Raw genomic sequence first — 24952 nt, forward strand, 5'->3', positions numbered from 1 at the left:
TCAGGCGATCTTGGCGAGTTCGGCCAGGACAGTTTCAAAGGGCGTCGGCGCAACCACATGTTCGTTGACGCCTGCTGGCTCGAAGTCAATCCAGCCGGAGTTGAAGCTTTCGATCATCTCGATGCGCGGCTCCGGCCAGGCAGCCCCCTGTGCCCTGAAACGCTCTTCCCACTCGCCGCGCGGGACAGGCTTGGCAACGACCGGACGACCGATGGCCTGGCCGATCAGGGTTGCGATTTCGATCTGGGTATAACGTTTCGGCCCTTCGATCTCGATCACCCGGCGGCCGGTCCAGATCTCGGTCATTGTCCTGGCGGCGATGGCGCCGATATCGGCGGTGGCGATCATCGGATAGGGCTTGTCGAGCGGTGCCAGATAGCTCGGCATTTCACCGGTCGCGCGCGCCGGCGCTATATCCCACAATGAATTCTCCATGAACCAGGTCGGCCGCAGAGTGGCAACCGGCATGGTCAGTGGCGCCAGCGCCTCTTCCAGCATGTGAACCTGAGTGATGAGCCCGAGGCCGGAGGTACGCTGGCCACCGATCGACGACAACATCACGACCTTGCCCGGCTGCGCGCGCTGGATGGCGGCCGCCTGCGCCGCCGCATCCCTGCGGGCGCTCGGGAAGCCCGGATCGGGTGCGAAATTCGGCGAGGCCATGACGAAGACGCCTTCGGTACCGTCGAAAGCTCGCGTCAGCGCATCGGCATCATCGAAGGTGGCGACGGCGACTTCAGCGCCGAGCTTTTCCCATTCCGCGCCCTTCGCCCGATCGCGAAGGACGGCCCGGACCCTATGCCCAGCGCTAATGAGCGCGCGTGCGGTCGTACCACCGACCTTGCCAGTGACGGCAGTGATTGCAAACATGATCTTCTCCTTGAAGATGTTGTTAGGTTTTGGAAGTCAAGCGGGCCGGTACGCCGTCAAAAATCGCCCGCATCACGCGGCGCGGCGACGAATGCAACACTTCCTGAGGATGTTCATGGCAGGCCCCGCTTTGGCTTCGTAAACATCATGCAATAGGATAGCTCATGACTTAAGTGCCGTTATGTCAGCTTATTCATGACGTAGAATCAACAATCGAGACACACCATCTTACGCGGGAAAACAGACTGTGATCGATGCAACCGCCGCTGCCGCCATCACCTGTTCATCTGGCATTCATCGGCTGTGACATTCCTGCCCGGCTGCGACGTTTTTTCCATTTCGATCAATAAGATTTGCAAATTCGGATATAGTCATCCCGCGTGAGCGGGAGTATACCGGGCCCCGTTCCAATCGGCCTTTGCGCCGTCACCAGACTCGCGGTTCTGTCTTTGGACCCCACCGCGCCATCGAGAGCGATCCCCGACAATGTCGGACCAGATTTTCCAGGCCGCCCCAACCCGGCGGGCCGTACCTAATTTTCGTGTAATCGCGCTTATCGTAGCAAGCGCCATGTTCATGGAGCAGCTTGACGCGACCGTGCTCGCCACAGCGCTGCCGACCATGGCGAGAGACTTCGGCGTCAGCGCGCCGGCGATGAGTATCTCGCTCACGTCCTATCTGCTGAGCCTCGCGATCTTCATTCCCGCCAGCGGCGCCATTGCAGACCGCTTCGGATCGCGCACCGTCTTCCGGTCCGCCATCGCGGTTTTCGTCGTCGGCTCGCTTCTGTGCGCGCAGGCGCCGAACCTGTTCTTCCTCGTGATCGCGCGATTGCTGCAGGGTCTCGGCGGAGCGATGATGCTGCCTGTGGGACGTCTCGTGTTGATGCGCAGCGTCGCCCGTAAGGACATGGTCAACGCCATGTCCTGGCTACTGATCCCGGCGCTTGTCGGCCCCATCCTCGGCCCGCCCGTCGGCGGCATGTTCGTGACCTATCTCGACTGGCGCTGGATCTTCTACATCAACGTGCCGATCGGCGTTATCGGCTTCATCCTGGTGTCGATGTTCATCGAAGAGGTAAAAGGGCCGCGCAATGGCCGCTTCGACCTTTCCGGCTTCATCCTGTCAGGCATCTCGCTTGGCTCGCTGCTCTTCGGTTTCGAAATGTCGAGCCGCGAAGGCGAAGGCTTTCTGGCCGTCTTCCTGATCTCGATTGGCCTACTGTTCGGCATCGCCTATCTGCGACATGCCCGCAAGCATCCGTCGCCGATCATGGATTTCTCGCTGATGAAGGTGCCGACTTTCCGCACCTCGGTCATCGCCGGCTCGCTGACGCGCATCAGCCAGGGCGCCCATCCCTTCCTTATCCCGCTGATGCTGCAGCTCGGCTTCGGTCTTTCGGCCGCTACAGCCGGCCAGATCGCCATTGCGACCGCGCTCGGCTCCATGGCCATGAAGCCTTTTCAGGTCCGCATCCTGCGCACGCTCGGCTTCCGCACCGCCCTTATCGTCTTCGGTCTGATTGGCACGCTCGGCTATGGAATGTGCGCCATTTTCCAGCCGAATTGGCCGTTGCCTGTCATCTTCGTGATCCTGTTCTTCTGCGGCTTCTTCATGTCGTTCCAGTTCACGGCCTACAACACGATCGCTTATGACGAGATCGAACGTGACCGGATGAGCATCGCGACCAGCTTTTATTCGACCTTCCAGCAGTTGATGCTCTCGCTCGGCATCTGCGTCGCCGCTCTTGCCCTGCATGGCTCGATGCAGTTCGGCGGCCATGCGAAGGCCGAGATGATCGACTTCTCCGTCGCCTTCATCGTCGTCACGGCCATTGCGCTGCTCGCGGTGATCTGGAACGCCAGCTTTTCGCGCACCGCCGGCACGGAGATCAGCGGCCACCGCAAGAAATCGCCCGAGGATTCACTCGGGGGACACTGATTCCCCGAGTGTCGAAAAGCTCGTCAGGAACAAGATACAAAAAAGGCCGGGCTAACCCGACCTCTTCCTTCATCGCCTCAACGATCTTTGCCAGTACGTCCATGGTCAAAGACCGAAAGCAATGCCTTACAGGGATTCGAGCTGGTCAGCCGACATCTTGCCCGAGCGCTTGTCCTTGACAAGCTCGTAGGAAATCTTCTGGCCGTCACGAAGAGTGCTCATTCCAGCGCGTTCAACCGCGGAAATATGCACGAAGACGTCCGTCGCGCCGTCATCAGGCTGAATGAAACCAAAACCCTTGGTAGCATTGAACCACTTTACAGTACCTGTGCTCATAACAATGACCTTTCAATCACTCATGTAGAGATCGCATCCAGACAACCGTCTGGTGCAGTAGACCGATTTTGAGAGGGAAGTTCGTCAATGTCGCGCAGAGTGCGTCGAGGCAAAGTTCGTTCACCAATATCGATGCACAGCTTATAGCTGAGGGCTGGATACCCCACAAGGCGAAATATCAGAAATATCGAAAATGACTAGATATTTCGCATAAATCGACTCGCGTGACATAAAACTATCGTTTATCGAGGATCAAATTCGAATAGTCTTTTTGTAGCTATTTCCGAGTTTTTTGCGTCGTCCTATATAAGATTCATCGGCACTTTTCTTTTTACGTCCCCCCGGCTTCATTGCGGCAATTCCGCCTTATTTCCGGGGAGCGCTGGAATTCCCAGCAATACGAATGCCACCCGATACAGGATGGATCTCCCTCCTTGTGGGCGCGGATGCTTACCCGCTCAAACCCACAGGAAACGCCAACGCCGACACAAACCCTGGAGGCCAAGATGGCGCCGCCCAATAAAGACAATCTTTTCGGGTCCAAGAGAGAGGCAGCGCTGGTCAAGTCCAGCCAGCTCGACTCCACCGTCAAGGAAATCATCGCCAGCGAACAGATGACCCGCGAACGCAAAACGGCACGCCTGAGGGAACTGCGCCTCGAGAAAGAGGCGCTTCAGCCGCCACCGGAGCCGAAGACAAAGGCCAAACGAAAGACGGCCAAGGCAGCCAAATAGGCAAAACTTGATCCGTGCCTGGCACGGTTCAGAGGCGGACGTTGCGCTTTTGGTGAACACAGCCTCCACGGACTGCGCATTGAACTGGCGGAGGCTTCCGCCCTAAATAGCGACCAATTGCACAATCCATCTGGAGCATCGTCATGGTCGCCGGCATTCACCACATCACGCTCATCACTCGCAAGGTGCAGGCGAATGTCGATTTCTACGCCGGCTTTCTCGGCCTACGGCTGGTCAAACGCACCGGCGGCTTCGAAGACGCCACGCAGTTGCACCTCATCTATGGCGACGCGATCGGATCGCCGGGCTCGCTGGTGACCTTCCTTGTCTGGGAGGACGGCTCTCCGGGACGTCCCGGCGTCGGACAAGTCGGCGAAATCTCGCTGGCCATCGATCCCATGAGCATCGGTTTCTGGCTGACGCGCGCCTTGAGCGCAGGGCTGAAACCCGAAGGCCCTTCCGAGGAATTCGGCGAACCGGTTCTACGGCTGAAAGACCCGGATGGCGTTATCGTCAAACTTGTCGGCGTAGGTGAATTACAATCGGCCGCACCTTGGGCAAGCGACAAAATCCCGCCAGAACATGCCATCCGGCGCATTCGCGGCGCGACGCTGTTCAGCGAGACGCCCGAGGAGACGCAGAAGCTCCTCTTGGAGCATTTCGGCTACCGGCTGCAAGCGGTCGATGGCGCGATCAGCCGCCTCATTTCCGAACCCGGTGATATCATCGACATCCGCGATGCCCGTGGTTTCTGGGCAAGTGCGCCGGGAACCGGCACGGTCGACCACGTGGCGTTTCGTGCCTCCGACGATGCCGAACTGCAAGCGGTGCGTACGGCGCTGCAGGCGATCAATTCCTGGCCGACAGCGATGCATGATCGCAAATATTTCCGCTCGCTCTATGTCCGCGAACCCGGCCGCATCCTGTTCGAACTCGCAACCGATGCGCCGGGCATGCTGATCGACGAAGACGAGGCAACACTCGGCACGCGCCTGTTCGCCCCCGATGACAAACCGGAACGGCTGGCGGAGCTGAGCGTGATCCTGCCGCAATTCTCAATGCCCGGCGAGCCGCGCGTCATCTATCGCGATCTGCCGTTCGTGCACCGCTTCTTCACGCCGGAGGAGCCGGACGGTACCGTCTTCATCTTGCTGCATGGCTCGGGCGCCAGCGAAACGTCACTGATGCCGATTGCCCATAAGATCGACCCGCGGGCAACGTTGCTCGGCGTGCGTGGCCGCGCGCTCGAGGAAGGCTCGCCGCGCTGGTTCCGCCGTGTCACACCCTTCTCCTTCGATCAGGCCGACATCGCCAGCGAAGCCGAAGCCTTCGCCGCCTTCATCGATGGCGCGATCCATGCCTACGGCCTTGATCCCGAGCGTATCGTCTATATCGGCTATTCGAACGGCGCGAACCTCATCAATGCCATGCTGTCGCTGCAGCCGCATCTCATCCGCCGCGCCGTGCTGCTCCGCTCCATGGCCGCGCTGACCGATCCGCCGCCGGCGGACATGTCGGACGCCGATGTACTGATCATCGCTGGCGAGAAGGACGACTATGGACACCACGCGCAACCGCTCGCCGAACGGCTTAATGCCGGCGGCGCGGCGGTGAACCAGCAAACGATCCCCTACGGCCACGAATTGACAGACGCGGATGTGCCGATCATCCAGGCATGGTTGAAGCGCTCGAACTGAGCGCTTCAACTCTTGTAATTGGAACCTTCAGGTGACGGATCACCCCTTGAACGTATAGGCGGCGATCGACTCAGGCTTCATCTCGATCGAGAAGCCAGGCAGACTTGGCGGCATGTAGGCAGCGTCGCGGATCACGCAAGGGTCGATGAAATGTTCATGCAGGTGGTCGACATATTCGATCACGCGACCATCCTTGGTGCCGGAGACGGCGACGTAGTCGATCATCGACAGGTGCTGCACATATTCGCAGAGGCCGACGCCGCCGGCATGCGGCCAGACAGGCAGGCCATATTTCGCGGCAACGAGAAGCACTGACAGGACTTCGTTCAGCCCGCCCATGCGGCAAGAATCGATCTGCACGATGTCGATGGCGCCTTCGGCGATGAACTGCTTGAACATGATGCGGTTCTGGCACATCTCGCCGGTCGCGACCTTTACCGGCCCGATCGCCTGGCGGATCTTGCGATGGCCGGCAACATCATCGGGGCTGGTCGGCTCCTCGATGAAGAAGGGCTTCGCAAAAGCGAGCTTTTGCACCCAATCGATCGCCTGGCCCACCTCCCAGACCTGGTTGGCATCGATCATCAAATAGCGATCGGGACCGATCACTTCGCGGGCGATGGTGAGACGGCGGATATCGTCCGCAAGATCGCGGCCAACCTTCATCTTCACATGATTGAAACCGGCATCGATTGCCTCCTGGCAAAGACGGCGCAGCTTGGCGTCATCATAGCCGAGCCAGCCGGCCGAGGTCGTGTAGCAGGCATAACCTTCACGCTCGAGGGTGGCGATGCGCTCCGCCTTGCCCGCCTCGGCCTTCTTCAGGATTGCCACGGCTTCGTCGCGGGTTAAAACGTCGGTCAGGTAGCGGTAATCGACGATATCGGCAATGTGCTCCGCATCCATCTCCGCCACCAGCCGCCAGACCGGCTTGCCAGCCTCCTTGGCGAGCAGGTCCCAGACAGCGTTGACGACGGCGCCGGTGGCCAGATGCATCGCGCCCTTCTCCGGGCCGATCCAGCGAAGCTGGCTGTCGCTGGTCAGATGCCGCCAGTATTTGCCGGGATTTTCCAACACGCCGGCAAGCTCCGTGCCGACGACCAGATGGCGCATCGCCTCGATCGCCATGCAGCAGATGTCGTTGCCGCGACCGATGGTAAAGGTAAGGCCGTGACCTTCGAGGCCCGGCTTGTCGGTATCAAGAATGACGTAGGCCGCCGAATAATCCGGATCGGGATTCATCGCATCGGAGCCGTCGAGGCTCTGCGAAGTCGGAAAGCGCAGATCGAATACGCGGAGATTGGTGATGCGCGTCATGGGAAAACTCCTTCTAATTCCGTCGGGCGATCTCTCCGACACTCACCCGAGGCCGAACTCTTCCCAGATCGCCGCATTATGCTCGCCGACATGCGGGGCCGCACGTTCGAATTTTGGCCGTTGCCCGTCAATACGAACCGGCGAGCGCGTGGTGCGTACGGAAACGCCGTCGTCGCGGGCAACCGTCTGCAGCATGTCCAGCACGCCAAATCCCTCGCTCTGCAACAGTTCCGGCCAGTTCAGCACCTTGGCACACCAAATGTCTGCCGGTTCCAGAATGGCCAGCCATTCATCCACGGTGCGGGTGGCTATGCGCGCCGAGATCAGCGCCTTTATGTCGTCGCGCGCCGTAAACCAGCTTTTTGGATCGTCGCGGTAGGGCGCGAGCTCCTCCATGCCGAGCAGGTCGGCGAGCTTCGAAATCGGCGTCATAGCGATGGCGAGATAGCCGTCGGTGGCGGGATAAACGCCATATGGCGCGGAAAGATAGGCATGCGCACTGCGGAACCCGGAGCGCTGGGGCAGCTTGTTGCCGCTGTTCATGTGGACAGTCAGCACCTCCACCTGCAGATCGACCAGTGCCTCCAGCAGGCTCGTCTCCACCAGCCCGCCCTCGCCGGTGACGCCGCGGCGCACCAGCGCCGCCAGAATACCCTGGGCGGCGGCCGCACCCGCCAGCATATCGCCGATCGCCAAGCCGAACGGCACCGGCCCCTGCCCCTCATCGCCATTCAGCCACATGACACCAGAGCGAGATTGCGCCAGCAAATCCTGCCCCGGACGCGACACCCAAGGACCTTCGCCGCCATAGCCGCTGATCGAGCAATAGACGAGCCGCGGATTGAGCTTCTGCGCAGCCTCATAATCCAGCCCAAGCCGCTCGATGACGCCCGGCCGGAAATTCTGTACCAGGACGTCGGCCTTGGCGATCAGCTTGCGCAGCGCCTGTATGTCGCGCTCGTTTTTCAAGTCGACCGCCAGGCTTTCCTTCGAACGGTTGATCGCGTGGAAAATGGTCGAATCGCCGCTCTCGCTATCGCTCAGATAAAGCCGTCGCGAGAGATCGCCTCCTTCCGGCCGCTCGATCTTGATGACCCGGGCGCCGAGATCCATCAGTCTCAGAGTGCAATAGGGGCCGGACAGGAACTGGCTCATATCCACGACCACCAGGCCGGCCAGCGGCAATTCCTTCTCCACCACCATGACTATTTCCGCTTCCCCCGCCGAATCCCCTGCGTCCCGCACCGCATTTTTCTTATGTGAATAGTATTTTCACATATGGATGACTTTTGCAAATGAAAAGAGTTGCCGTGATCACGCGATCCTTCAGCGAAGCCCACGCGAAAATGCGCTATAGCTTTCGCACCCATGCGGATTGTTGGAAGGAGATTTGGGAATGACGACAGTCAAATTGCTCGATGACGCGGAAGCCGAGGCGATCACGGCGGTGAAGGCCGTTTTCGATGACATCCGCGCCGTCAGAAAATCCGATTTCGTCAATAATTTCTGGCGTGGCCTCGCCAATGATCCGGCATTATTGAAGCGTACCTGGGAGGGGCTTAAGGCGGTGATGATGGCGGACGGCGCACTCGATCCGCTGGTTCGCGAGATGATCTATATCGCCGTGTCCAGCGCCAACGGCTGCACCTACTGCGTTCATTCCCATACCGCCGCCGCCAGGGCAAAGGGCATGACAGACGCACAGCATGGCGAATTGCTGGCCGTCATCGGCCTTGCCGGACAGACGAACCATCTGGTGACGGCAATGCAGATCCCCGTCGATCCGGAATTTGACGTCAGCCGCCGCTGATATCGCATAAAAGAACCCGCTGGCGCGAACCAGCGGGTTCCTCAATAAATCATGCGCTATTTCTTACCGGTCTGACTGTTCCGCCGCCTGGGTCTCGGCAGCAACAACGGCGGCGACATCGACACCATTGTTGACGACCAGAAGGCGCTTGCGAACGAGAACGCCCATGACCCGGGCTGCGGTCGAAAAGGTCATTGTATCGAGAGGACCTTCGCCCTCCCAGGGCTTGGTCAACCGCTCGGTGACGGCCGAAACGATGTTGTTGGGCACGATATCGGTGCATTCACGCATGGCTTCGAAAACGACGCTCACGGGAACGACCTTCCCTTCGAACATCACGATCGGTTCAGTGACTTCTGTGTCCCATTCCTCGAAAGCATAGAGCGCTTCCCTGAAGAGCTGCTGCAAAGTAATGGGGGCATGACCCTCATGAAGGGGCGGCAAGGCATTGCTCATGTCTGTCTCCTTTCAAGTGGAAGTCCGGCGCATAATTTGAAAAACTATCCGGTCTCTCGCGGAGAGGCCTACGCGCTGCTTCTGAATCTGGCGCGCCCCGAACGCATTTGATCGGACGAGCGGCGCGGCAAACCATTTTCCGACCGGCGCAACGCGGGATAACACGAAATGTTCCCACCGGTCATTTAACTTGATAGAGTCTATAGATTAATCTCGACTTGAAAAGCCTCTTTCGAAAGTTTCTGTGATTCCCTATATTTTTGAAGGGTTTCGCCGTAGGCTGATAGAATACTTCACCTTTGGAAGAGGCTCGACTCGCCCCTTCCGTAGCGAAAGGACAGCCATGAGCAACGATCATGGACACGATCACGGCCACCACCACGAACCTGTCGATTGGCGCGAACATGGCGTCAAGATCATCCCCGGCAATGCGCTCGATCCGAATACGGCGCAGACGCCGGGCATGAACCGGGCTACCGCCATCAATCATGCCCGCGCAGGCGCCGAGAAGATCTGGGCCGGAACGGTGACGATCCACGCCAACGCCAAGACCGGTGCGCATCATCACGGCGATCTCGAAAGCATCATCTATGTCGTCAAGGGCAAGGCGCGGATGCGTTGGGGCGAAAACCTGGAATTCGTCGCCGAAGCCGGCCCCGGCGACTTCATCTACGTGCCGCCCTTCGTGCCGCATCAGGAGATCAACGCCAGCCGCGACGAAACGCTGGAATGCGTGCTCGTCCGCTCCGGTCAGGAGCCCGTCGTCGTCAATCTCGACATCGAACCGGTGGAAAAGCCGGAAGAAGTGCTCTGGAAAGATCCAATCCATCGCTGATTGCACAATTTCGATGCAGTTGGAATCGTCGCGGCACAAAATCGACTATCTCTATAGAAAATTAGTTCTCGATCTGCGATGCGCCAAAAAGAGTTTTTCAGAAGTGCGGCGCACAACAAATGATCCTGCTTCGCGTGACCCACAACCGTCTGAGATGATCCATACGGTCAACGAGACAATGGCGTCTCAATCACATGGAACAGGATTTCCCATGACGAAAAAGTCTTCTGAAGGTCTCGCTGCCTTGCGCTTCTCGCGCCGGACCGGCCTTGCGGCTCTCATTGCCTCCGCTGTCGCCGTTTTCGGCCTGACGGCAGCCACCCCCTCCTTTGCCGCCGACAAGACGATCAAGGTCGGCATCATGAGCGGCGAAGATGAAGATGTCTGGCGCGTGGTCACTGCGGAAGCCGCCAAGAAGGGCCTGAAGATCGAAACCGTGGCCTTCAACGACTATACCCAGCCAAACGAAGCGCTGGAGCGCGGCGAGGTCGATGCCAATGCCTTCCAGCACCAGCCTTATCTCGACAACCAGATCAAGCAACACGGCTATCATATCGTCCGCGTCGGCTATACCGGCGTCTGGCCCATCGGCCTCTACACCAAGAAATACAAGGCGGTTGCCGACCTGCCGAAGGGCGCGGTCATCGGCGTGCCGAACGATCCGTCCAACGAGGGCCGCGCTTTGCGCGTGCTGCAGAATGAGGGCGTCATCAAGCTCAAGGACGGCACCGGCATTCTCGCCACCACCGCCGACATCATCGAGAACCCGAAAAATGTCGAAATCAAGGAGCTCGACGCCGGCATCGTCGGTCGCTCGATCGACGATCTCGATGCCGCCGTCGTCAACACCGACTGGGCGCTGAAGAGCGGGCTTTCGCCGAAGGACCGCATTGCGCAGGAGCCGATCGATGGCAACCCTTACCGCAACTTCATCGCCGTCAAGCAGGGCAGCGAGAATGAGTCCTGGGTGAAGACGCTGGTCGCCTCCTATCAGAACGATACGGTCAAGACTGAGTTCGACAAGGTCTACAAAGGCACCGGCCTCAGCGCCTACTAACACCAACTCGGCGCCGGGGGCAGCGCTGAGCACCAAGGCGGCTGGGGCATTTTTTGCTCGGGCCGCCTTCGGTGTTCCAGGATATCAATGCCCGACGACGCAAAGCCGAAAGAAGATTGATATGAATTCCTTCGTTTCCGCCACTGCCATCAAAGGACATGCCCCGCCCGGCACGTCGCAGGGCGATGAGATCGTCCGCCTCGTTGATGTCAGGCGCCGGTTTGGCACGAACCCTGCGCTCGACGGTATTTCGCTCACGGCCCGCCGTGGCGAGATCGTCGGCATCATCGGCCGCAGCGGTGCCGGCAAGTCAACGCTGATCCGCTGCCTGAACGGGCTGGAACGTGCCGACAGCGGCGAAATCCATATCGAAGGACGCAATATCGTCGGCCTGTCGGAAAACGAACTGCAGCCGCTGCGCCGCCGCATCGGCATGATTTTCCAGCATTTCAATCTGCTTTCGGCAAAGACCGTCGAAGACAATGTCGCCCTTCCACTGAAGATCGAAGGTATCGCCAAGGCGGAGCGGCTGGCGCGTGCCCGCGAGTTGCTCGAACTCGTCGGTCTTGCCGACAAGGCGAAGGCCTATCCCTCGGCTCTCTCTGGCGGGCAGAAGCAGCGCGTCGGCATCGCCCGGGCACTGGCCGCCCGCCCCGCCCTTCTCCTTTCCGACGAAGCGACCTCCGCCCTCGATCCCGAGACGACACGCTCGATCCTGACGCTGCTGAAGGATATCAACCGCAAGCTTGGCCTGACGATCCTGCTCATCACCCACGAGATGGAAGTGGTGCGCGCGATTGCCGATCGTGTGGCCGTCATCGATGCGGGCCGCATCGTTGAGAAAGGCCCGGTCTGGCAGATTTTCGCCAATCCGCAGACTGAGATCACCGCAAGCCTGCTCAGCACCATCCGCCCGCAGCTTCCGGAACATATCGCCGAGCGACTGTCGCAGGCACCGGGCACCGAGGCGATTTTAAGCGTCGATCTCGCCGGCCCGGCCGCGCAAGGCGCGCTCTTCGCCGAGCTTTCGGCAGCGCTGCCGCATTCCTTCCGCCTGGTGCACGGCGGCATCGACCATATTCAGAACCAGCCCGTCGCCCGCTTCTTCATCGCCGTGCCGACCCGCGACGCAACGCTGCCAGCGCAGGTGACTGAATTTCTGACGGCCCGGTCCGCCCGGGTGGAGGTTTTAGGCTATGACAACTGACATCATCCTCGGCCTGCTCTGGCGCTCCTTCTGGGAAACGATCTGGATGACCGGAGCATCCGGCCTGATCTCACTCGTCATCGGCCTGCCGCTCGGCCTCGCGCTGGTCGTCACGGGCCATGACGGCATCGCCGAACAGCTCACCGTCAACCGCATCCTCGCGGCGTTGGTCAACGGCTTCCGCGCCGTGCCGTTCATCATCCTGTTGATCGCATTCATCCCGCTGACGCGGCTGCTCGTCGGCACCGCGCTTGGCACGACTGCGGCAATCGTGCCGCTTACCATCGCGGCGATACCCTATTACGCCCGCATCGCCGAAGTTTCGCTGCGCGAGGTCGATCGCGGCCTGATCGATGCTGTACGCGCCATGGGTGGCAACCGCTGGACCATCATCCGGGAAGTGCTGGTGCCGGAAGCACTGCCCGGGATTGTCGCAGGCTTTACGGTGACGCTGGTCACCCTAATCGGCGCCTCGGCCATGGCCGGCACCATCGGCGGCGGCGGCCTCGGCGACCTCGCGATCCGCTACGGCTACCAGCGCTTTGAGACCGGCGTAATGATCGCCGTCGTCATCGTGCTGATCATCCTCGTCTGCGGCATGCAATGGCTCGGCGACCGCCTGATCGCAAAGCTCGATCATCGTTGATACTCATCGGTCAAATCCGATGACGGAATGCGGCTGCCGGATGGTTCGACGGCAGCCGCCCATCAGCTTGGATGAACAACTTCTCCTGCAACGTCGCCGGCTCATAGGCGTCGGCGCGAATTCACCCGCTGCCGTCTGCATGGCAACCTGCAACTTCAGTTTCGAGTGACCGGCTTCGAGCGCATCCGTGACACCGTTTCGCGCTCCGCCCGCTTGCAGCGCATCGGCGGCAGGCCCCGGTCCATCAGGTCCATATCTTCCAGCACCATGTCGCCCATTTTCTTGAAGGCGCTGTCGAGGGCACCGGCGCGATGCGCCGAGCGGATGAAGCCTTTGAGGCCGCGCACCGGATGATCCTTGCCAAGCGGCTCCTCCGGATAGACATCGCTTGCCGCAACGATATGGCCGGAGGCGACCGCAGCCATCAATGCGTCGAAATCCACGACATCGGCGCGGCTGAGCAGGATGAAGACCGCCCCCTTGCGCATGCGTGCAAAAGCTTCTGCGCCGAGGAAGCCCTTGTTTTCGCTGGTGACGGAGGCGACGACGAAAACGAAATCGCTGCCCGAAAGCACCTCGTCGAGGCTGGCCGGCTGGACGCCATGTTCCCTGAGGATCGAAGGCGGCATCCAGGGATCGAACACCCTGATCGTCGCGCGAAAGCCCGACAGCACCCGGTTCAGCGCCTTGCCGAGATCACCGAACCCGACGATACCGATATCGCTGCCAGAGAGCAGACGGGCCTTGGCATTGCCGTCACCGCCCCAAAGCTCTCTGCCCTCGCGAAAATCGAGATCGGCATCGACGATGCCGCGCGCCAGGCTGAGCGCAAATCCAAGCCCGATCTCCGCCACCGGCTCAGCGAAGACTTGTCCGGTGGTAACGACATGGATGCCGCGCTCGAACAGCACATCATAGGGCATGTTGTTGATGAGATTGCTTTCGACATTCAAAATGCAGCGCAGGCGCGGCATGCGGTCGAGCGTATCCTTCGAAAGCGGCGGCTGGCCGATGATATAGCGCGCCTCGCCGAGTACGTCGTCGCCAAGCCCAGCAATATTCTCCGGATCAGCCTCGACGATCCGGTATTTCGAATGAAGGAGCGACAGCGCATCCTTGGTGAAGATGAGCTCAAGCGAGCGCGGCTCAGGCGCACTGATGGCCAAAGGCCTGTTGTCGGTCGACATGAAAGTCTCTCCTTATTCCCAAAGACGATCCAATATCATCCGACCAGCCAAATCAATCAGAGCTCTTCCTCTTCCCCCGGCATGCCCACAGAGAAGGCGCAGATGCGCGAGAGATAGGTTTGCGGCAGGCCCGTTTCGGCGCCCCAGGCATTGAACTGATCCTGGATCAGGCGCAGCTCCTTCTTGGCCGGCTTCGGCTCCGAGATCGGCAGGCCGGAAAGACGCAGGCAGACGAGTACATCGTGGCTCGTGACGAAACTATCGCGCCCGATGGCGCGCAGGAAATATTGACCGCTCATACCCCCAAGCCGGTTGGCACGCTTATCGAGCACGGCGAGCAGGCCGATATGATCGTCCACCGGCCAATCGGCAAAGAAGCGCCCGGCGCTGCCATGCTCCTCGGCAAGTTGGCGAATGAAATGCGCATTGTCCCGCACGGACATGATCTTGGCGCCGTTGCGCACGATGCGCGCGTCGGAGGTCAGATCATGCCAGTAGTCGTCGGGTGCGAGGTTGAGGAAAGCCGGGTCGAAACCGGAGAAAGCCGCCTCGAAACCCGGCCATTTGGAATCAATGACATTGCGCACGAAGCCGGCATAGAAGACGTAGCGCGTCATTTCCGACAGCAACCTGTCGTCCGGCACGGCGCGCAAGGCATCGTGATCGGGCGCTTTTGGCATGAGTGCCTTCAGAGCTTCCGCCCCACCCTTGCGCTTTTGCGCCCGCTCCAGAATTTCCGCGAAGCTGCCCACATTTCTCTCCCCTTCGATGACCGCTCAAAGTCTTTTACGATCTTGTGCTTGCGCGCAAGATGATGCGCGACAGCCGGAACGCAAAAGGCCGGGGCAAAGCCCGGCCTTTTAAACCCACGTGGGAGATAGTCGCTATTCCGCGGCCGCTTCCGCAGCCGGCCGGCGGGCGATAGTCGCCTGCGTCAGCAGGAGTGCGGCGACGGCGCAGAGTGCGACGCAGCCGACCATGGGCAGCGCCGAGCCATCGAAAAACAGTCCGGCAATGATCATCGCGACGGCGGCGGCAGCGAATTGCAGCGTGCCCATCAGCGCCGAGGCCGTACCGGCAATCTCGCCATGATCTTCCAACGCCAGCACGCCCGTCGTGGGAATGACCAGACCCAGAAAACCGAAACCGATAAAGAGAAACACGATGAGAACCGGCAACTGGTTGAAGCCGAGGCTCATGACCACCGCCAGCAGTGCCATGGTCGTGGCAAAAGCGGTAACCGCGACGCGCATCACCCGCACCAGACCGAAACGCTCGCCGAGCCAGCCGGTGAGCTGCGACACCGAGAAGAAGGAGACGGCATTGATCGAGAAAGCAAAGCTGTATTGCGTCGGCGTCAGGCCGTAATGGTCGATCAGCACAAAGGGCGAATTGGCGAGGTAGACGAGAAAGCTCGATATGCCGAGGCCGCCAATGAAAGTGAGCGTCAAGAAATTACGGTCACTCAGCAGCAGACGATAGGCCGCCATCGCGCTGCGCAGGCCGCTTTGCGAGCGCTCTGCTTTCGCCCGGGTCTCCTCGAGTTGGGTAGACAGCAGGATCAGCCCCATCACCGCCGCGATCGTCACCGCCCAGAACACGCCGCGCCAACCGTAGAAGGCGATGACGGCACTGCCCGTCAGCGGCGCGAGGATCGGCGAAATGCTGAAGACGAGCATCAGCAGCGACATCAGCCGCGCCGCCTGAACGCCGGTATGCATGTCGCGCACGACGGCGCGCGGTACCACCATGCCGGCCGCGCCGCCGATGCCCTGCAGGAAGCGGAAAGCGATCAGCGTCTCGATATTGCTCGCCGTCGCCGCACCTATGCTCGCCACTGCGAACAGGCCGATGCCGAGATAAAGTGGCGCCTTGCGTCCCCACATGTCCGAAAGCGGCCCATAGAGCAATTGAAAGACGGCGAAGGGAATGAAGAAGAACAACAGGCTCAACTGAACGACACTGTTCTCCGCCGCAAGATCCTTGCCGATCGATGGCAAAGCGGGAAGATACATGTCGATCGCGAAGGGACCGATGGCCGAAAGCAGGCCAAGGATGATCGCATAGCGAAGGAAAGACGTCGTCATGATGATGATCTTTCAGAAAATTTGAGCGTGGAGACCGGATTGCCTTCGCGCCGCGTCTCCCGCAGGAGACGTTGAAAACAAAATGCTGCATCCGCCAATCGAGCCCGACAAAGGCTCAACTGCCTTCTCTTCGAAGAGCAAACCACCCGAAAATCGACGGAATGCTCAACGAATTCTTGGGTTGGGTTTTAAGAACGCCGCACGGTCTTGGGAGGAAAGCGCGGGCCTGAGATATACTTTACAAGTATGCCCATCGTTTTGGACATGATTGTAAAAATAGACACTATTGTCCAAATCGTCAATGCGGATTATCTTGATCCCATGAAAAGCCGAAGCACCGCCGCCTCGCAGGCAAAGACCGTAAGACCCGCCCAATGCCTGAAGCGTATTTCCATCCTCGACGCTGCGGCGGAAGTTTTTTGTCGCGAGGGTTTTTCCGGCGCGAGCATCGACGAGATCGCCGAGGAAGCCTGCGTCTCCCGGCAGACCATTTACAATCACTACCGCGAAAAAGAGGCATTGTTCATCGCCGTCATCGCCGACGTGAGCGGGCGCGCCAATACGGCTCTGTTCTCCGCGCTGGCCGCCTTCCCTGACAGACCGGAAAACCTTCGGGAGGATCTGATCGCCTTCGCTGTCGATATCAACAATAATTGTCTTTATAATCAGGACGGAAAATTCCTGCGTAAGCTCGTCCAGTCCGAAGGCCCCCGCTATCCGCACCTTTTCGAAGCCTGGCGCGAACACGGCCCTTGCAGGATCGGCAAGGCATTGGGCGCCATCTTCGCCCGCCTCCACCACCAGGGCCTCCTTAACATTCCCGACTGCGACCTCGCCGCTCGCCAATTCAGCGCGCTGATCAACGCCGACCTGCAGATGACCACACTCTTTGGTCAAACGCCGACGGAGGCAGAGATTCGGGGATCGGCGGAACAAGCCGTAGATATGTTTTTGCGGGGGTACGGAGTTCGGGCATAAGCCGGACTCTGAGCCCTGAGTCTACAGCGTTTCTCAAGCCCTTTTTACAACGATCGCAGCGCCTCAAACGCGCGCCAGACACCTTATCTAATTTTGCTTGTGCCCTTGCCATCCGCAGCGTTAACGTGAGTGCGTGGGGTCGGAGCTTGTACGATGAGCAATAGACATTGGAATTTCCCGGTGATGGTCATCTGCAAGCGAACGGGGAAAATCTATACCGTTGGCACCACGAAAGAGGCATTGGACATGCTGCTGAATGCATGGCCCGTTGCCGAAGGCAAGGCGTTCATGATGGCCCTGCAGATATGTGCGGATGTTGAAAGCGGGATCAGGCAGCCGCTGGACGCGCGCAACAGCTTCGTCGCCGCGGCCAGGGAAGCTGGCGTACCGATCGAAGCCACAATGGTCGAATAAGTCGCCTGCGTCCCCCGATCCTCCTCTCGCGCCTTGGCTTCGTGCCGCTGTCCGCAACAATGCTTGGAACGAAACCGTCGCTATCCCGTTTTAAAATGCCAAACGAGGAGCGCGATGTTTCAAACCGCCTGGAGAAAGCCTGTCGTCGTACGCCTGCCGAAAAATATCCGCATCATCCGGACGGCAGCCGAGGCCACGGATTGCTTGACCGCGGATTGGCCGGTACGCCACGGAAACGCCTACGAGGCGGCCTTGCGCGCCTGCATTGATTGTTTCGAAGGCTATACGACCGCGAACGAAACCCGCGTGGCTTTCGTCGCCGCCTGTCGCGAGGCGAATGCTCTGATAAGCGCGTAATACCGAAAGGCCGCCTTCGAGGTGCGAACAAGTATTGGGCTAAATCCGTTGCTGGAAAAAACCTGAGCTTGCCGGTCGTTAATTCAAAATTAAAAGCAACCGAATAAAAGCGTTCTTGGGTCGCTAGAATTCTGCTGAAAAACGCGATTCGCCCATGAGTAAACGACAGATCTGGGCGAACCGGAATTTGCAGGCAGGACGTCAGCGTCCAATGGCGTAGGGATCAGGGCCATGCATGGCTCTGGAAGCATGATGCCCTTCCAACGCGCCGGCTCGTCCGAGCCATGTTCCGTGTAACTTCATTCTCTTCCGACAGGACGCCCGAATTGTCGACGCCGGTATTGGTGTCTGATTACGAGGGTAAGCTGCCAGCAAACGTGCGCCCGGGGGCGCCGTAAAAGGACTTTGCTGGTCTTCGCGCGCGGCCGACGGCAGAGGAATGATACTCGCAGTCAGCTAACACACTAGGGGCGCGTCCATGACTTCAGTTATTTCTTCTCTGAGCATCAATCAGATTAAAGCTCTTACCACCTCAACGATTAAGCAGTTGACGACCGACGACGTCGCGGCACTGAGCACCACCCAGATCAAGGCGCTGAGCTCGACGCAGATTTCCGCTTTTGAAACGCAGGATATCTCCACCTTCACCTCCACGCAGATGGGCGCCGTATCGACGAGCGCCATTCTCGGTTTGAGCCTAGACCAACTTGCCGTTCTCTCCACGACCCAGTTGGGTGGCCTTTCCGGCGAGCAGGTCGCCGCGCTTACCACAGCCGATGTTGCAGGCCTCTCCACCGATCAGACCAAGGGTCTGACCACCACCCAAGTTGCCGCTCTCACCTCGAAGCAGGTTGCAGTCCTCTCCACTGACGACGTTGCTGCTCTCTCCACCGATCAGATCGGTGTCCTGAAGACCGCACAGGTCGCAGCCCTCAAGTCCACGCAGATCGCAGCCCTCTCCACGGATCAGGCTGCCGCGCTGAGCTCGACCCAGATCGCAGCCCTGACGGCCTCCGAAGTTGGCGCCCTTTCCACTGCTGACCTCGCAACCTTCTCCACCGACGAAGTCGCAGCCCTCTCCACCGCAGCCCTCTCCGGCCTGACCACCGATCAGGTCGCAGCGCTCTCTACGGATCAGGTTGCTGCTCTCAAGACCACCCAGATCGCCAAGCTCAGCACCAGCCAGATTGGCGCACTCTCCACCGACCAGGCCAAGGTTCTGACCACTGACCAGGTTGCCTCTCTGAGCTCGACCCAGATTGGTGCGCTTTCCACCGATGACGTCGCCGTCCTCTCCACCACTCAGATTGGTGCGCTGAAGACCGCGCAGATCGCAGCCCTCAAGTCCTCGCAGATCGCAGCCCTCTCCACGGATCAGGCGGCCGCTCTGAGCTCGACCCAGGTCGCAGCCCTGACGGCCTCCGAAGTTGGCGCCCTTTCCACGGCTGACCTCGCAACCTTCTCCACTGACGAGATCGCGGCAATCAACACCGCAGCTCTGTCGGGCCTGTCCTCCGATAAGGTCGCAGCGCTCTCCACCGATCAGGTTGCCGCTCTGAAGACCAGCCAGATCGCTAAGCTCAGCACCAGCCAGATCGCTGCGCTCTCCACTGACCAGGCGAAGGTCCTGACCACCGACCAGATCGGCGCTCTGACAAGCTCGCAGATCGGCGCCCTCTCCACTGACGATGTTGCCGCTCTCTCCACCACTCAGATCGGTGTCCTGAAGACTGCACAGGTCGCTGCTCTCAAGTCCTCGCAGATCGCAGCTCTCTCCACCGACCAGGCTGCCGCTCTGAGCTCGACCCAGGTCGCAGCCCTGACGGCCTCCGAAGTTGGCGCCCTCTCCACCGCTGATCTCGCAACCTTCTCCACCGACGAAATCGCAGCAATCAGCACCGCGGCCATCTCCGGCCTGACCTCTGATAAGGTCGCAGCGCTCTCCACCGACCAGGTTGCTGCTCTGAAGACCAGCCAGATTGCCAAGCTCAGCACCACCCAGATCGGCGCTCTTTCGACCGACCAGGCCAAGGCTCTGACCACTGACCAGGTTGCCTCTCTGAGCTCGACGCAGATCGGTGCGCTCTCCACCGACGACGTCGCCGTCCTCTCCACCGCTCAGATCGGTGCGCTGAAGACCGCTCAGGTCGCAGCTCTCAAGTCCTCGCAGATCGCAGCCCTGTCTACAGACCAAGCTGCCGCTCTGACGAGCTCGCAAGTCGCTGCCCTGACAGCTACTGAAGTTGGCGCCCTCTCCACTGCTGACCTCGCAACCTTCTCCACCGACGAGATCGCAGCCCTCTCGACCGCAGCCCTCTCCGGCCTGTCCTCTGAAAAGGTTGCCGCCCTCTCCACCGATCAGGTGGCCGCTCTGAAGACCAGCCAGATCGCCAAGCTGAGCACCACCCAGATCGGCGCTCTTTCGACCGACCAGGCCAAGGTCCTGACCACCGACCAGGTCGCCGCTCTGAGCTCGACCCAGATCGCCGCTCTTTCCACCGATGACGTCGCTGTCCTCTCCACTGCCCAGATCGGTGCGCTGAAGACCGCTCAGGTCGCAGCCCTCAAGTCCTCGCAGATCGCAGCTCTCTCCACGGACCAGGCTGCTGCTCTGACGAGCTCGCAAGTCGCTGCCCTGACGGCCTCCGAAGTCGGCGCGCTCTCCACCGCTGACCTCGCAACCTTCTCCACCGACGAGATCGCAGCGATCAGCACTGCAGCCCTCTCCGGTCTCTCCTCCGAAAAGGTTGCAGCGCTCTCCACCGATCAGGTTGCGGCTCTGAAGACCAGCCAGATCGCTAAGCTCAGCACCAGCCAGATCGGCGCACTTTCGACCGACCAGGCCAAGGTTCTCACCACCGACCAGGTCGCTGCTCTGTCCTCGACCCAGATCGGTGCACTCTCCACCGACGACGTCGCTGTCCTCACCACCGCCCAGATTGGTGCGCTGAAGACCGCACAGGTCGCCGCGCTGAAGTCCTCGCAGATCGCAGCACTCTCCACCGACCAGGCCGCCGCTCTGACGAGTTCGCAAATCGGTGCCCTGACGGCCTCCGAAGTTGGCGCACTTTCCACCGCCGACCTCGCAACCTTCTCCACCGACGAAGTCGCAGCAATCAGCACCGCGGCCATCTCCGGCCTGACCTCTGATAAGGTCGCAGCGCTCTCCACGGATCAGGTTGCTGCTCTCAAGACCAGCCAGATCGCCAAGCTCAGCACCAGCCAGATTGGCGCACTCTCCACCGACCAGGCTAAGGTTCTGACCACTGACCAGGTCGCGGCTCTGTCCTCGACGCAGATCGGTGCGCTCTCCACCGATGACGTCGCTGTCCTCTCCACCGCTCAGATCGGTGTGCTGAAGACTGGCCAGGTCGCCGCGCTGAGCTCTTCGCAGATCGCAGCTCTCTCCACGGACCAGGCTGCTGCTCTGACGAGCTCGCAAGTCGCTGCCCTGACGGCCTCCGAAGTCGGCGCGCTCTCCACCGCTGACCTCGCAACCTTCTCCACCGACGAGATCGCAGCTCTCTCGACCGCAGCTCTGTCGGGCCTGACATCCGATAAGGTTGCAGCGCTCTCCACCGATCAGGTTGCGGCTCTGAAGACCAGCCAGATCGCTAAGCTCAGCACCAGCCAGATCGGCGCACTTTCGACCGACCAGGCCAAGGTTCTCACCACCGACCAGGTCGCTGCTCTGTCCTCGACCCAGATCGGTGCACTCTCCACCGACGACGTCGCTGTCCTCACCACCGCCCAGATTGGTGCGCTGAAGACCGCACAGGTCGCCGCGCTGAAGTCCTCGCAGATCGCAGCACTCTCCACCGACCAGGCCGCCGCTCTGACGAGTTCGCAAATCGGTGCCCTGACGGCCTCCGAAGTTGGCGCACTTTCCACCGCCGACCTCGCAACCTTCTCCACCGACGAAATCGCAGCAATCAGCACCGCGGCCATCTCCGGCCTGACCTCTGATAAGGTCGCAGCGCTCTCCACGGATCAGGTTGCTGCTCTCAAGACCAGCCAGATCGCCAAGCTCAGCACCAGCCAGATTGGCGCACTCTCCACCGACCAGGCTAAGGTTCTGACCACTGACCAGGTCGCGGCTCTGTCCTCGACGCAGATCGGTGCGCTCTCCACCGATGACGTCGCTGTCCTCTCCACCGCTCAGATCGGTGTGCTGAAGACTGGCCAGGTCGCCGCGCTGAGCTCTTCGCAGATCGCAGCTCTCTCCACGGATCAGGCTGCCGCGCTGAACTCGACCCAGGTCGCAGCCCTGTCGGCAACCGAAGTTGGTGCCCTTTCCACCGCTGACCTCGCAACCTTCTCGACCGACGAGATTGCAGCCCTCTCGACCGCAGCCCTCTCCGGCCTGTCCTCCGAAAAGGTTGCAGCGCTGTCCACGGATCAGGTGGCCGCTCTCAAGACCAGCCAGATCGCCAAGCTCAGCACGAGCCAGATCGGCGCTCTTTCGACCGATCAGGCCAAGGTTCTGACCACCGATCAGGTCGCCGCTCTGAGCTCGACCCAGATTGGTGCGCTCTCTACCGATGACGTCGCGGTCCTCTCCACTGCCCAGATTGGTGCCCTGAAGACCGCACAGGTCGCAGCTCTCAAGTCCTCGCAGATCGCCGCCCTCTCCACGGATCAGGCTGCCGCTCTGAGCTCGACCCAGGTCGCAGCCCTGTCGGCAACCGAAGTCGGCGCGCTCTCCACCGCTGACCTCGCAACCTTCTCCACCGACGAGATCGCAGCTCTCTCGACCGCAGCTCTGTCGGGCCTGACATCCGATAAGGTTGCAGCGCTCTCCACCGATCAGGTTGCGGCTCTGAAGACCAGCCAGATCGCTAAGCTCAGCACCACTCAGATCGGCGCTCTTTCCACCGACCAGGCCAAGGTTCTGACCACCGAACAGGTCGCTGCTCTGACAAGCTCGCAGATCGGTGCACTCTCCACCGACGACGTCGCCGTCCTCTCCACCGCTCAGATCGGTGTCCTGACGACCGGCCAAGTCGCCGCCCTGAAGTCCACGCAGATCGCAGCCCTCTCCACCGACCAGGCTGCCGCTCTGACGAGCTCGCAAGTCGCGGCCCTGACGGCTACCGAAGTTGGCGCTCTCTCCACCGCCGACCTCGCAACCTTCTCCACCGACGAGATTGCAGCCCTCTCGACTGCAGCCCTCTCCGGCCTGTCCTCTGAAAAGGTTGCTGCTCTCTCCACGGATCAGGTTGCTGCTCTCAAGACCAGCCAGATCGCCAAGCTGAGCACCAGCCAGATCGGCGCTCTCTCCACCGACCAGGCTAAGGTTCTGACCACCGACCAGGTCGCGGCTCTGTCCTCGACCCAGATCGGTGCGCTCTCGACCGACGACGTCGCCGTCCTCTCCACCGCTCAGATTGGTGTGCTGAAGACTGGCCAGGTCGCCGCGCTGAGCTCTTCGCAGATCGCCGCCCTCTCCACGGATCAGGCTGCCGCTCTGAGCTCGACCCAGGTCGCAGCCCTGTCGGCAACCGAAGTTGGCGCCCTTTCCACCGCCGACCTCGCAACCTTCTCGACCGACGAGATCGCAGCGATCAGTACTGCAGCCCTCTCCGGTCTCTCCTCCGAAAAGGTTGCAGCGCTCTCCACGGATCAGGTTGCCGCTCTGAAGACCAGCCAGATCGCCAAGTTGAGCACCAGCCAGATCGGCGCGCTCTCCACCGACCAGGCCAAGGTTCTGACCACCGACCAGGTCGCTGCTCTGAGCTCGACCCAGATCGCAGCCTTGTCCACCGACGACGTCGCCGCTCTGTCCACCACTCAGATCGGTGTCCTGAAGACTGCACAGGTCGCCGCTCTGAAGTCCTCGCAGATCGCAGCCCTCTCCACGGATCAGGCTGCCGCTCTGACGAGCTCGCAGATCGGTGCCCTGACGGCCTCCGAAGTCGGCGCGCTCTCCACTGCTGACCTCGCAACCTTCTCCACCGACGAGATCGCAGCAATCAGCACCTCGGCTCTGTCGGGTCTGACATCCGATAAGGTTGCAGCACTCTCGACTGACCAAGTGGCCGCTCTGACCACCGGTCAGATCGCCAAGCTGAGCACCAGCCAGATCGGCGCTCTTTCGACCGACCAGGCCAAGGTTCTGACCACCGACCAGGTCAGCGCTCTGACAAGCTCGCAGATCGGGGCGCTCTCCACCGACGACGTCGCCGCTCTCTCCACCGCTCAAATCGGTGTGCTGAAGACTGGCCAGGTCTCCGCGCTGAGCTCCTCGCAGATCGAAGCCCTCTCCACGGATCAGGCTGCCGCTCTAAGCTCGACGCAAATCGGTGCCCTGTCGGCAACCGAAGTCGGCGCGCTCTCTACCGCCGACCTCGCGACCTTCTCGACGGACGAGATCGCAGCGATCAGCACTGCAGCCCTCTCCGGTCTCTCCTCCGAAAAGGTTGCAGCGCTCTCCACGGATCAGGTTGCCGCTCTGAAGACCAGCCAGATCGCCAAGTTGAGCACCAGCCAGATCGGCGCGCTCTCCACCGATCAGGCCAAGGTCCTGACCACCGACCAGGTAGCCGCCCTGAGCTCTACCCAGATCGGTGCGCTCTCCACCGATGACGTCGCCGCTCTGTCCACCACTCAGATCGGTGTCCTGAAGACCACGCAGGTCGCCGCCTTGAGCTCCTCGCAGATCGAAGCGCTCTCCACCGATCAGGTCGCCGCTCTGACGAGCTCGCAGATCGGTGCTCTGACGGCAACCGAAGTCGGCGCCCTCTCCACCGCCGACATCGCAACCTTCTCCACCGACGAGATTGCCGCGATCAGCACGGCGGGTCTGGGCGGACTGTCCACCGATGACATCGCTTCGCTCTCCAGCGCCCAGCTCTATGCCCTGACCACGACACAGGTGCAGGCACTGGATGAAGGACAAGTCGCGGCGGTCATCTCTGCCTACGCGGCCTACAACTAAAATCTGACGGATTGCGGCGCGGTTTCACCCGCGCCGCAAAAGACCTCGGCGCCGCGCGAGAAATTGCGCGGCGCTATTCTTTTGCG

General features: G+C 60.7%; 20 protein-coding genes. 12 read left to right on the forward strand and 8 right to left on the reverse strand.

Annotation, left to right across the window (positions count from 1 at the left end; genetic code table 11):
- Positions 1-870: an NmrA family NAD(P)-binding protein gene (locus QA648_RS12145; RefSeq protein WP_283047161.1), complete on the reverse strand. Its 870-nt coding sequence runs from the start codon at positions 868-870 to the stop codon at positions 1-3.
- 486 nt (positions 871-1356) lie between these two features.
- Between QA648_RS12145 and QA648_RS12150 the strand changes: the two genes are divergently transcribed.
- Complete coding sequence (locus QA648_RS12150) at positions 1357-2811, forward strand: MFS transporter (RefSeq protein WP_104824107.1); 1455 nt, start codon at positions 1357-1359, stop codon at positions 2809-2811.
- A gap of 126 nt (positions 2812-2937) precedes the next feature.
- Here the strand turns inward: QA648_RS12150 and QA648_RS12155 are convergent, their stop codons facing one another.
- The gene (locus QA648_RS12155; RefSeq protein WP_104824108.1) at positions 2938-3147 is read right to left on the reverse strand and encodes a cold-shock protein; all 210 of its coding nucleotides are present in this window, start codon (positions 3145-3147) and stop codon (positions 2938-2940) included.
- 506 nt (positions 3148-3653) lie between these two features.
- On the opposite strand from QA648_RS12155, the gene QA648_RS12160 reads away from it, so the two are divergent.
- Together QA648_RS12160 and QA648_RS12165 are read left to right on the forward strand one after the other, a co-directional pair.
- Positions 3654-3881: a hypothetical protein gene (locus QA648_RS12160; RefSeq protein ID WP_199773483.1), complete on the forward strand. Its 228-nt coding sequence runs from the start codon at positions 3654-3656 to the stop codon at positions 3879-3881.
- A 143-nt stretch (positions 3882-4024) separates the two neighbouring features.
- On the forward strand, positions 4025-5578 hold the full coding sequence (locus QA648_RS12165) for an alpha/beta fold hydrolase (protein ID WP_283047164.1): 1554 nt from the start codon (positions 4025-4027) through the stop codon (positions 5576-5578).
- A 39-nt stretch (positions 5579-5617) separates the two neighbouring features.
- On the opposite strand, the gene QA648_RS12170 is transcribed toward QA648_RS12165, so the two are convergent.
- A complete protein-coding gene (locus tag QA648_RS12170; protein WP_104824111.1) occupies positions 5618-6895 on the reverse strand; it encodes an L-fuconate dehydratase in 1278 nt (425 codons plus the stop codon).
- A gap of 42 nt (positions 6896-6937) precedes the next feature.
- Positions 6938-8098 carry a CaiB/BaiF CoA-transferase family protein gene (locus tag QA648_RS12175; RefSeq protein WP_283047165.1) on the reverse strand — a complete coding sequence of 387 codons (1161 nt, stop codon included), beginning with the start codon at positions 8096-8098 and terminating at the stop codon, positions 6938-6940.
- Positions 8099-8291: 193 nt separating this feature from the next.
- Between QA648_RS12175 and QA648_RS12180 the strand changes: the two genes are divergently transcribed.
- Entirely contained in the window at positions 8292-8705 is a 414-nt protein-coding gene (locus QA648_RS12180) for a carboxymuconolactone decarboxylase family protein (RefSeq protein WP_283047167.1), read from the forward strand.
- 63 nt (positions 8706-8768) lie between these two features.
- On the opposite strand, the gene QA648_RS12185 is transcribed toward QA648_RS12180, so the two are convergent.
- Positions 8769-9161, reverse strand: a complete 393-nt coding sequence (locus tag QA648_RS12185; protein WP_104824114.1) for a hypothetical protein — start codon at positions 9159-9161, stop codon at positions 8769-8771.
- Positions 9162-9504: 343 nt separating this feature from the next.
- Between QA648_RS12185 and QA648_RS12190 the strand changes: the two genes are divergently transcribed.
- The 4 genes from QA648_RS12190 to QA648_RS12205 all read left to right on the forward strand — a co-directional run bounded on the left by QA648_RS12190 (position 9505) and on the right by QA648_RS12205 (position 12906).
- Positions 9505-9996, forward strand: coding sequence for a cupin domain-containing protein (locus QA648_RS12190; protein ID WP_104824115.1), 492 nt, complete (start codon positions 9505-9507; stop codon positions 9994-9996).
- A gap of 211 nt (positions 9997-10207) precedes the next feature.
- A complete protein-coding gene (locus QA648_RS12195) occupies positions 10208-11053 on the forward strand; it encodes a MetQ/NlpA family lipoprotein (RefSeq protein ID WP_283047169.1) in 846 nt (281 codons plus the stop codon).
- Positions 11054-11174: 121 nt separating this feature from the next.
- Positions 11175-12260: a methionine ABC transporter ATP-binding protein gene (locus tag QA648_RS12200; RefSeq protein ID WP_283047170.1), complete on the forward strand. Its 1086-nt coding sequence runs from the start codon at positions 11175-11177 to the stop codon at positions 12258-12260.
- Positions 12250-12906 carry a methionine ABC transporter permease gene (locus QA648_RS12205; protein ID WP_283047171.1) on the forward strand — a complete coding sequence of 219 codons (657 nt, stop codon included), beginning with the start codon at positions 12250-12252 and terminating at the stop codon, positions 12904-12906. Before QA648_RS12200 ends, QA648_RS12205 begins: the two co-directional genes overlap by 11 nt.
- A 155-nt stretch (positions 12907-13061) precedes the next feature.
- On the opposite strand, the gene QA648_RS12210 is transcribed toward QA648_RS12205, so the two are convergent.
- From QA648_RS12210 to QA648_RS12220, 3 genes are all read right to left on the reverse strand, one after another.
- Positions 13062-14093 (reverse strand): hydroxyacid dehydrogenase, encoded by a 1032-nt coding sequence (locus QA648_RS12210; RefSeq protein ID WP_283047172.1) that lies wholly within the window; start codon positions 14091-14093, stop codon positions 13062-13064.
- A 56-nt stretch (positions 14094-14149) separates the two neighbouring features.
- Positions 14150-14845, reverse strand: a complete 696-nt coding sequence (locus QA648_RS12215) for a DNA-3-methyladenine glycosylase I (protein WP_283047174.1) — start codon at positions 14843-14845, stop codon at positions 14150-14152.
- A 132-nt stretch (positions 14846-14977) separates the two neighbouring features.
- Positions 14978-16180: a multidrug effflux MFS transporter gene (locus QA648_RS12220; RefSeq protein ID WP_283047176.1), complete on the reverse strand. Its 1203-nt coding sequence runs from the start codon at positions 16178-16180 to the stop codon at positions 14978-14980.
- Between the two features lie 321 nt (positions 16181-16501).
- On the opposite strand from QA648_RS12220, the gene QA648_RS12225 reads away from it, so the two are divergent.
- From QA648_RS12225 to QA648_RS12240, 4 genes are all read left to right on the forward strand, one after another.
- Positions 16502-17158, forward strand: coding sequence for a TetR/AcrR family transcriptional regulator (locus QA648_RS12225; protein WP_283047178.1), 657 nt, complete (start codon positions 16502-16504; stop codon positions 17156-17158).
- A gap of 153 nt (positions 17159-17311) precedes the next feature.
- On the forward strand, positions 17312-17572 hold the full coding sequence (locus QA648_RS12230) for a DUF982 domain-containing protein (protein ID WP_104824122.1): 261 nt from the start codon (positions 17312-17314) through the stop codon (positions 17570-17572).
- Positions 17573-17686: 114 nt separating this feature from the next.
- Positions 17687-17929 (forward strand): DUF982 domain-containing protein, encoded by a 243-nt coding sequence (locus QA648_RS12235; RefSeq protein ID WP_104824123.1) that lies wholly within the window; start codon positions 17687-17689, stop codon positions 17927-17929.
- Between the two features lie 478 nt (positions 17930-18407).
- Positions 18408-24866 (forward strand): hypothetical protein, encoded by a 6459-nt coding sequence (locus tag QA648_RS12240; RefSeq protein WP_283047180.1) that lies wholly within the window; start codon positions 18408-18410, stop codon positions 24864-24866.
- Positions 24867-24952: the final 86 nt, after the last annotated feature.

The sequence above is a fragment of the Rhizobium sp. CB3171 genome, assembly GCF_029714265.1.
Classification (GTDB): Bacteria; Pseudomonadota; Alphaproteobacteria; order Rhizobiales; family Rhizobiaceae; genus Rhizobium.

Excerpts from the sequence above, each read along its gene's own strand:
- QA648_RS12200 (WP_283047170.1), top strand. The coding sequence starts at position 11,175 with ATGAATTCCTTCGTTTCCGCCACTGCCATCAAAGGACATGCCCCGCCC.
- QA648_RS12175 (WP_283047165.1), bottom strand. The coding sequence starts at position 8,098 with ATGGTGGTGGAGAAGGAATTGCCGCTGGCCGGCCTGGTGGTCGTGGAT.
- QA648_RS12210 (WP_283047172.1), bottom strand. The coding sequence starts at position 14,093 with ATGTCGACCGACAACAGGCCTTTGGCCATCAGTGCGCCTGAGCCGCGC.
- QA648_RS12205 (WP_283047171.1), top strand. The coding sequence starts at position 12,250 with ATGACAACTGACATCATCCTCGGCCTGCTCTGGCGCTCCTTCTGGGAA.
- QA648_RS12190 (WP_104824115.1), top strand. The coding sequence starts at position 9,505 with ATGAGCAACGATCATGGACACGATCACGGCCACCACCACGAACCTGTC.
- QA648_RS12195 (WP_283047169.1), top strand. The coding sequence starts at position 10,208 with ATGACGAAAAAGTCTTCTGAAGGTCTCGCTGCCTTGCGCTTCTCGCGC.
- QA648_RS12180 (WP_283047167.1), top strand. The coding sequence starts at position 8,292 with ATGACGACAGTCAAATTGCTCGATGACGCGGAAGCCGAGGCGATCACG.
- QA648_RS12235 (WP_104824123.1), top strand. The coding sequence starts at position 17,687 with ATGTTTCAAACCGCCTGGAGAAAGCCTGTCGTCGTACGCCTGCCGAAA.
- QA648_RS12240 (WP_283047180.1), top strand. The coding sequence starts at position 18,408 with ATGACTTCAGTTATTTCTTCTCTGAGCATCAATCAGATTAAAGCTCTT.
- QA648_RS12225 (WP_283047178.1), top strand. The coding sequence starts at position 16,502 with ATGAAAAGCCGAAGCACCGCCGCCTCGCAGGCAAAGACCGTAAGACCC.
- QA648_RS12155 (WP_104824108.1), bottom strand. The coding sequence starts at position 3,147 with ATGAGCACAGGTACTGTAAAGTGGTTCAATGCTACCAAGGGTTTTGGT.
- QA648_RS12145 (WP_283047161.1), bottom strand. The coding sequence starts at position 870 with ATGTTTGCAATCACTGCCGTCACTGGCAAGGTCGGTGGTACGACCGCA.
- QA648_RS12160 (WP_199773483.1), top strand. The coding sequence starts at position 3,654 with ATGGCGCCGCCCAATAAAGACAATCTTTTCGGGTCCAAGAGAGAGGCA.
- QA648_RS12220 (WP_283047176.1), bottom strand. The coding sequence starts at position 16,180 with ATGACGACGTCTTTCCTTCGCTATGCGATCATCCTTGGCCTGCTTTCG.
- QA648_RS12185 (WP_104824114.1), bottom strand. The coding sequence starts at position 9,161 with ATGAGCAATGCCTTGCCGCCCCTTCATGAGGGTCATGCCCCCATTACT.
- QA648_RS12165 (WP_283047164.1), top strand. The coding sequence starts at position 4,025 with ATGGTCGCCGGCATTCACCACATCACGCTCATCACTCGCAAGGTGCAG.
- QA648_RS12170 (WP_104824111.1), bottom strand. The coding sequence starts at position 6,895 with ATGACGCGCATCACCAATCTCCGCGTATTCGATCTGCGCTTTCCGACT.
- QA648_RS12150 (WP_104824107.1), top strand. The coding sequence starts at position 1,357 with ATGTCGGACCAGATTTTCCAGGCCGCCCCAACCCGGCGGGCCGTACCT.
- QA648_RS12230 (WP_104824122.1), top strand. The coding sequence starts at position 17,312 with ATGAGCAATAGACATTGGAATTTCCCGGTGATGGTCATCTGCAAGCGA.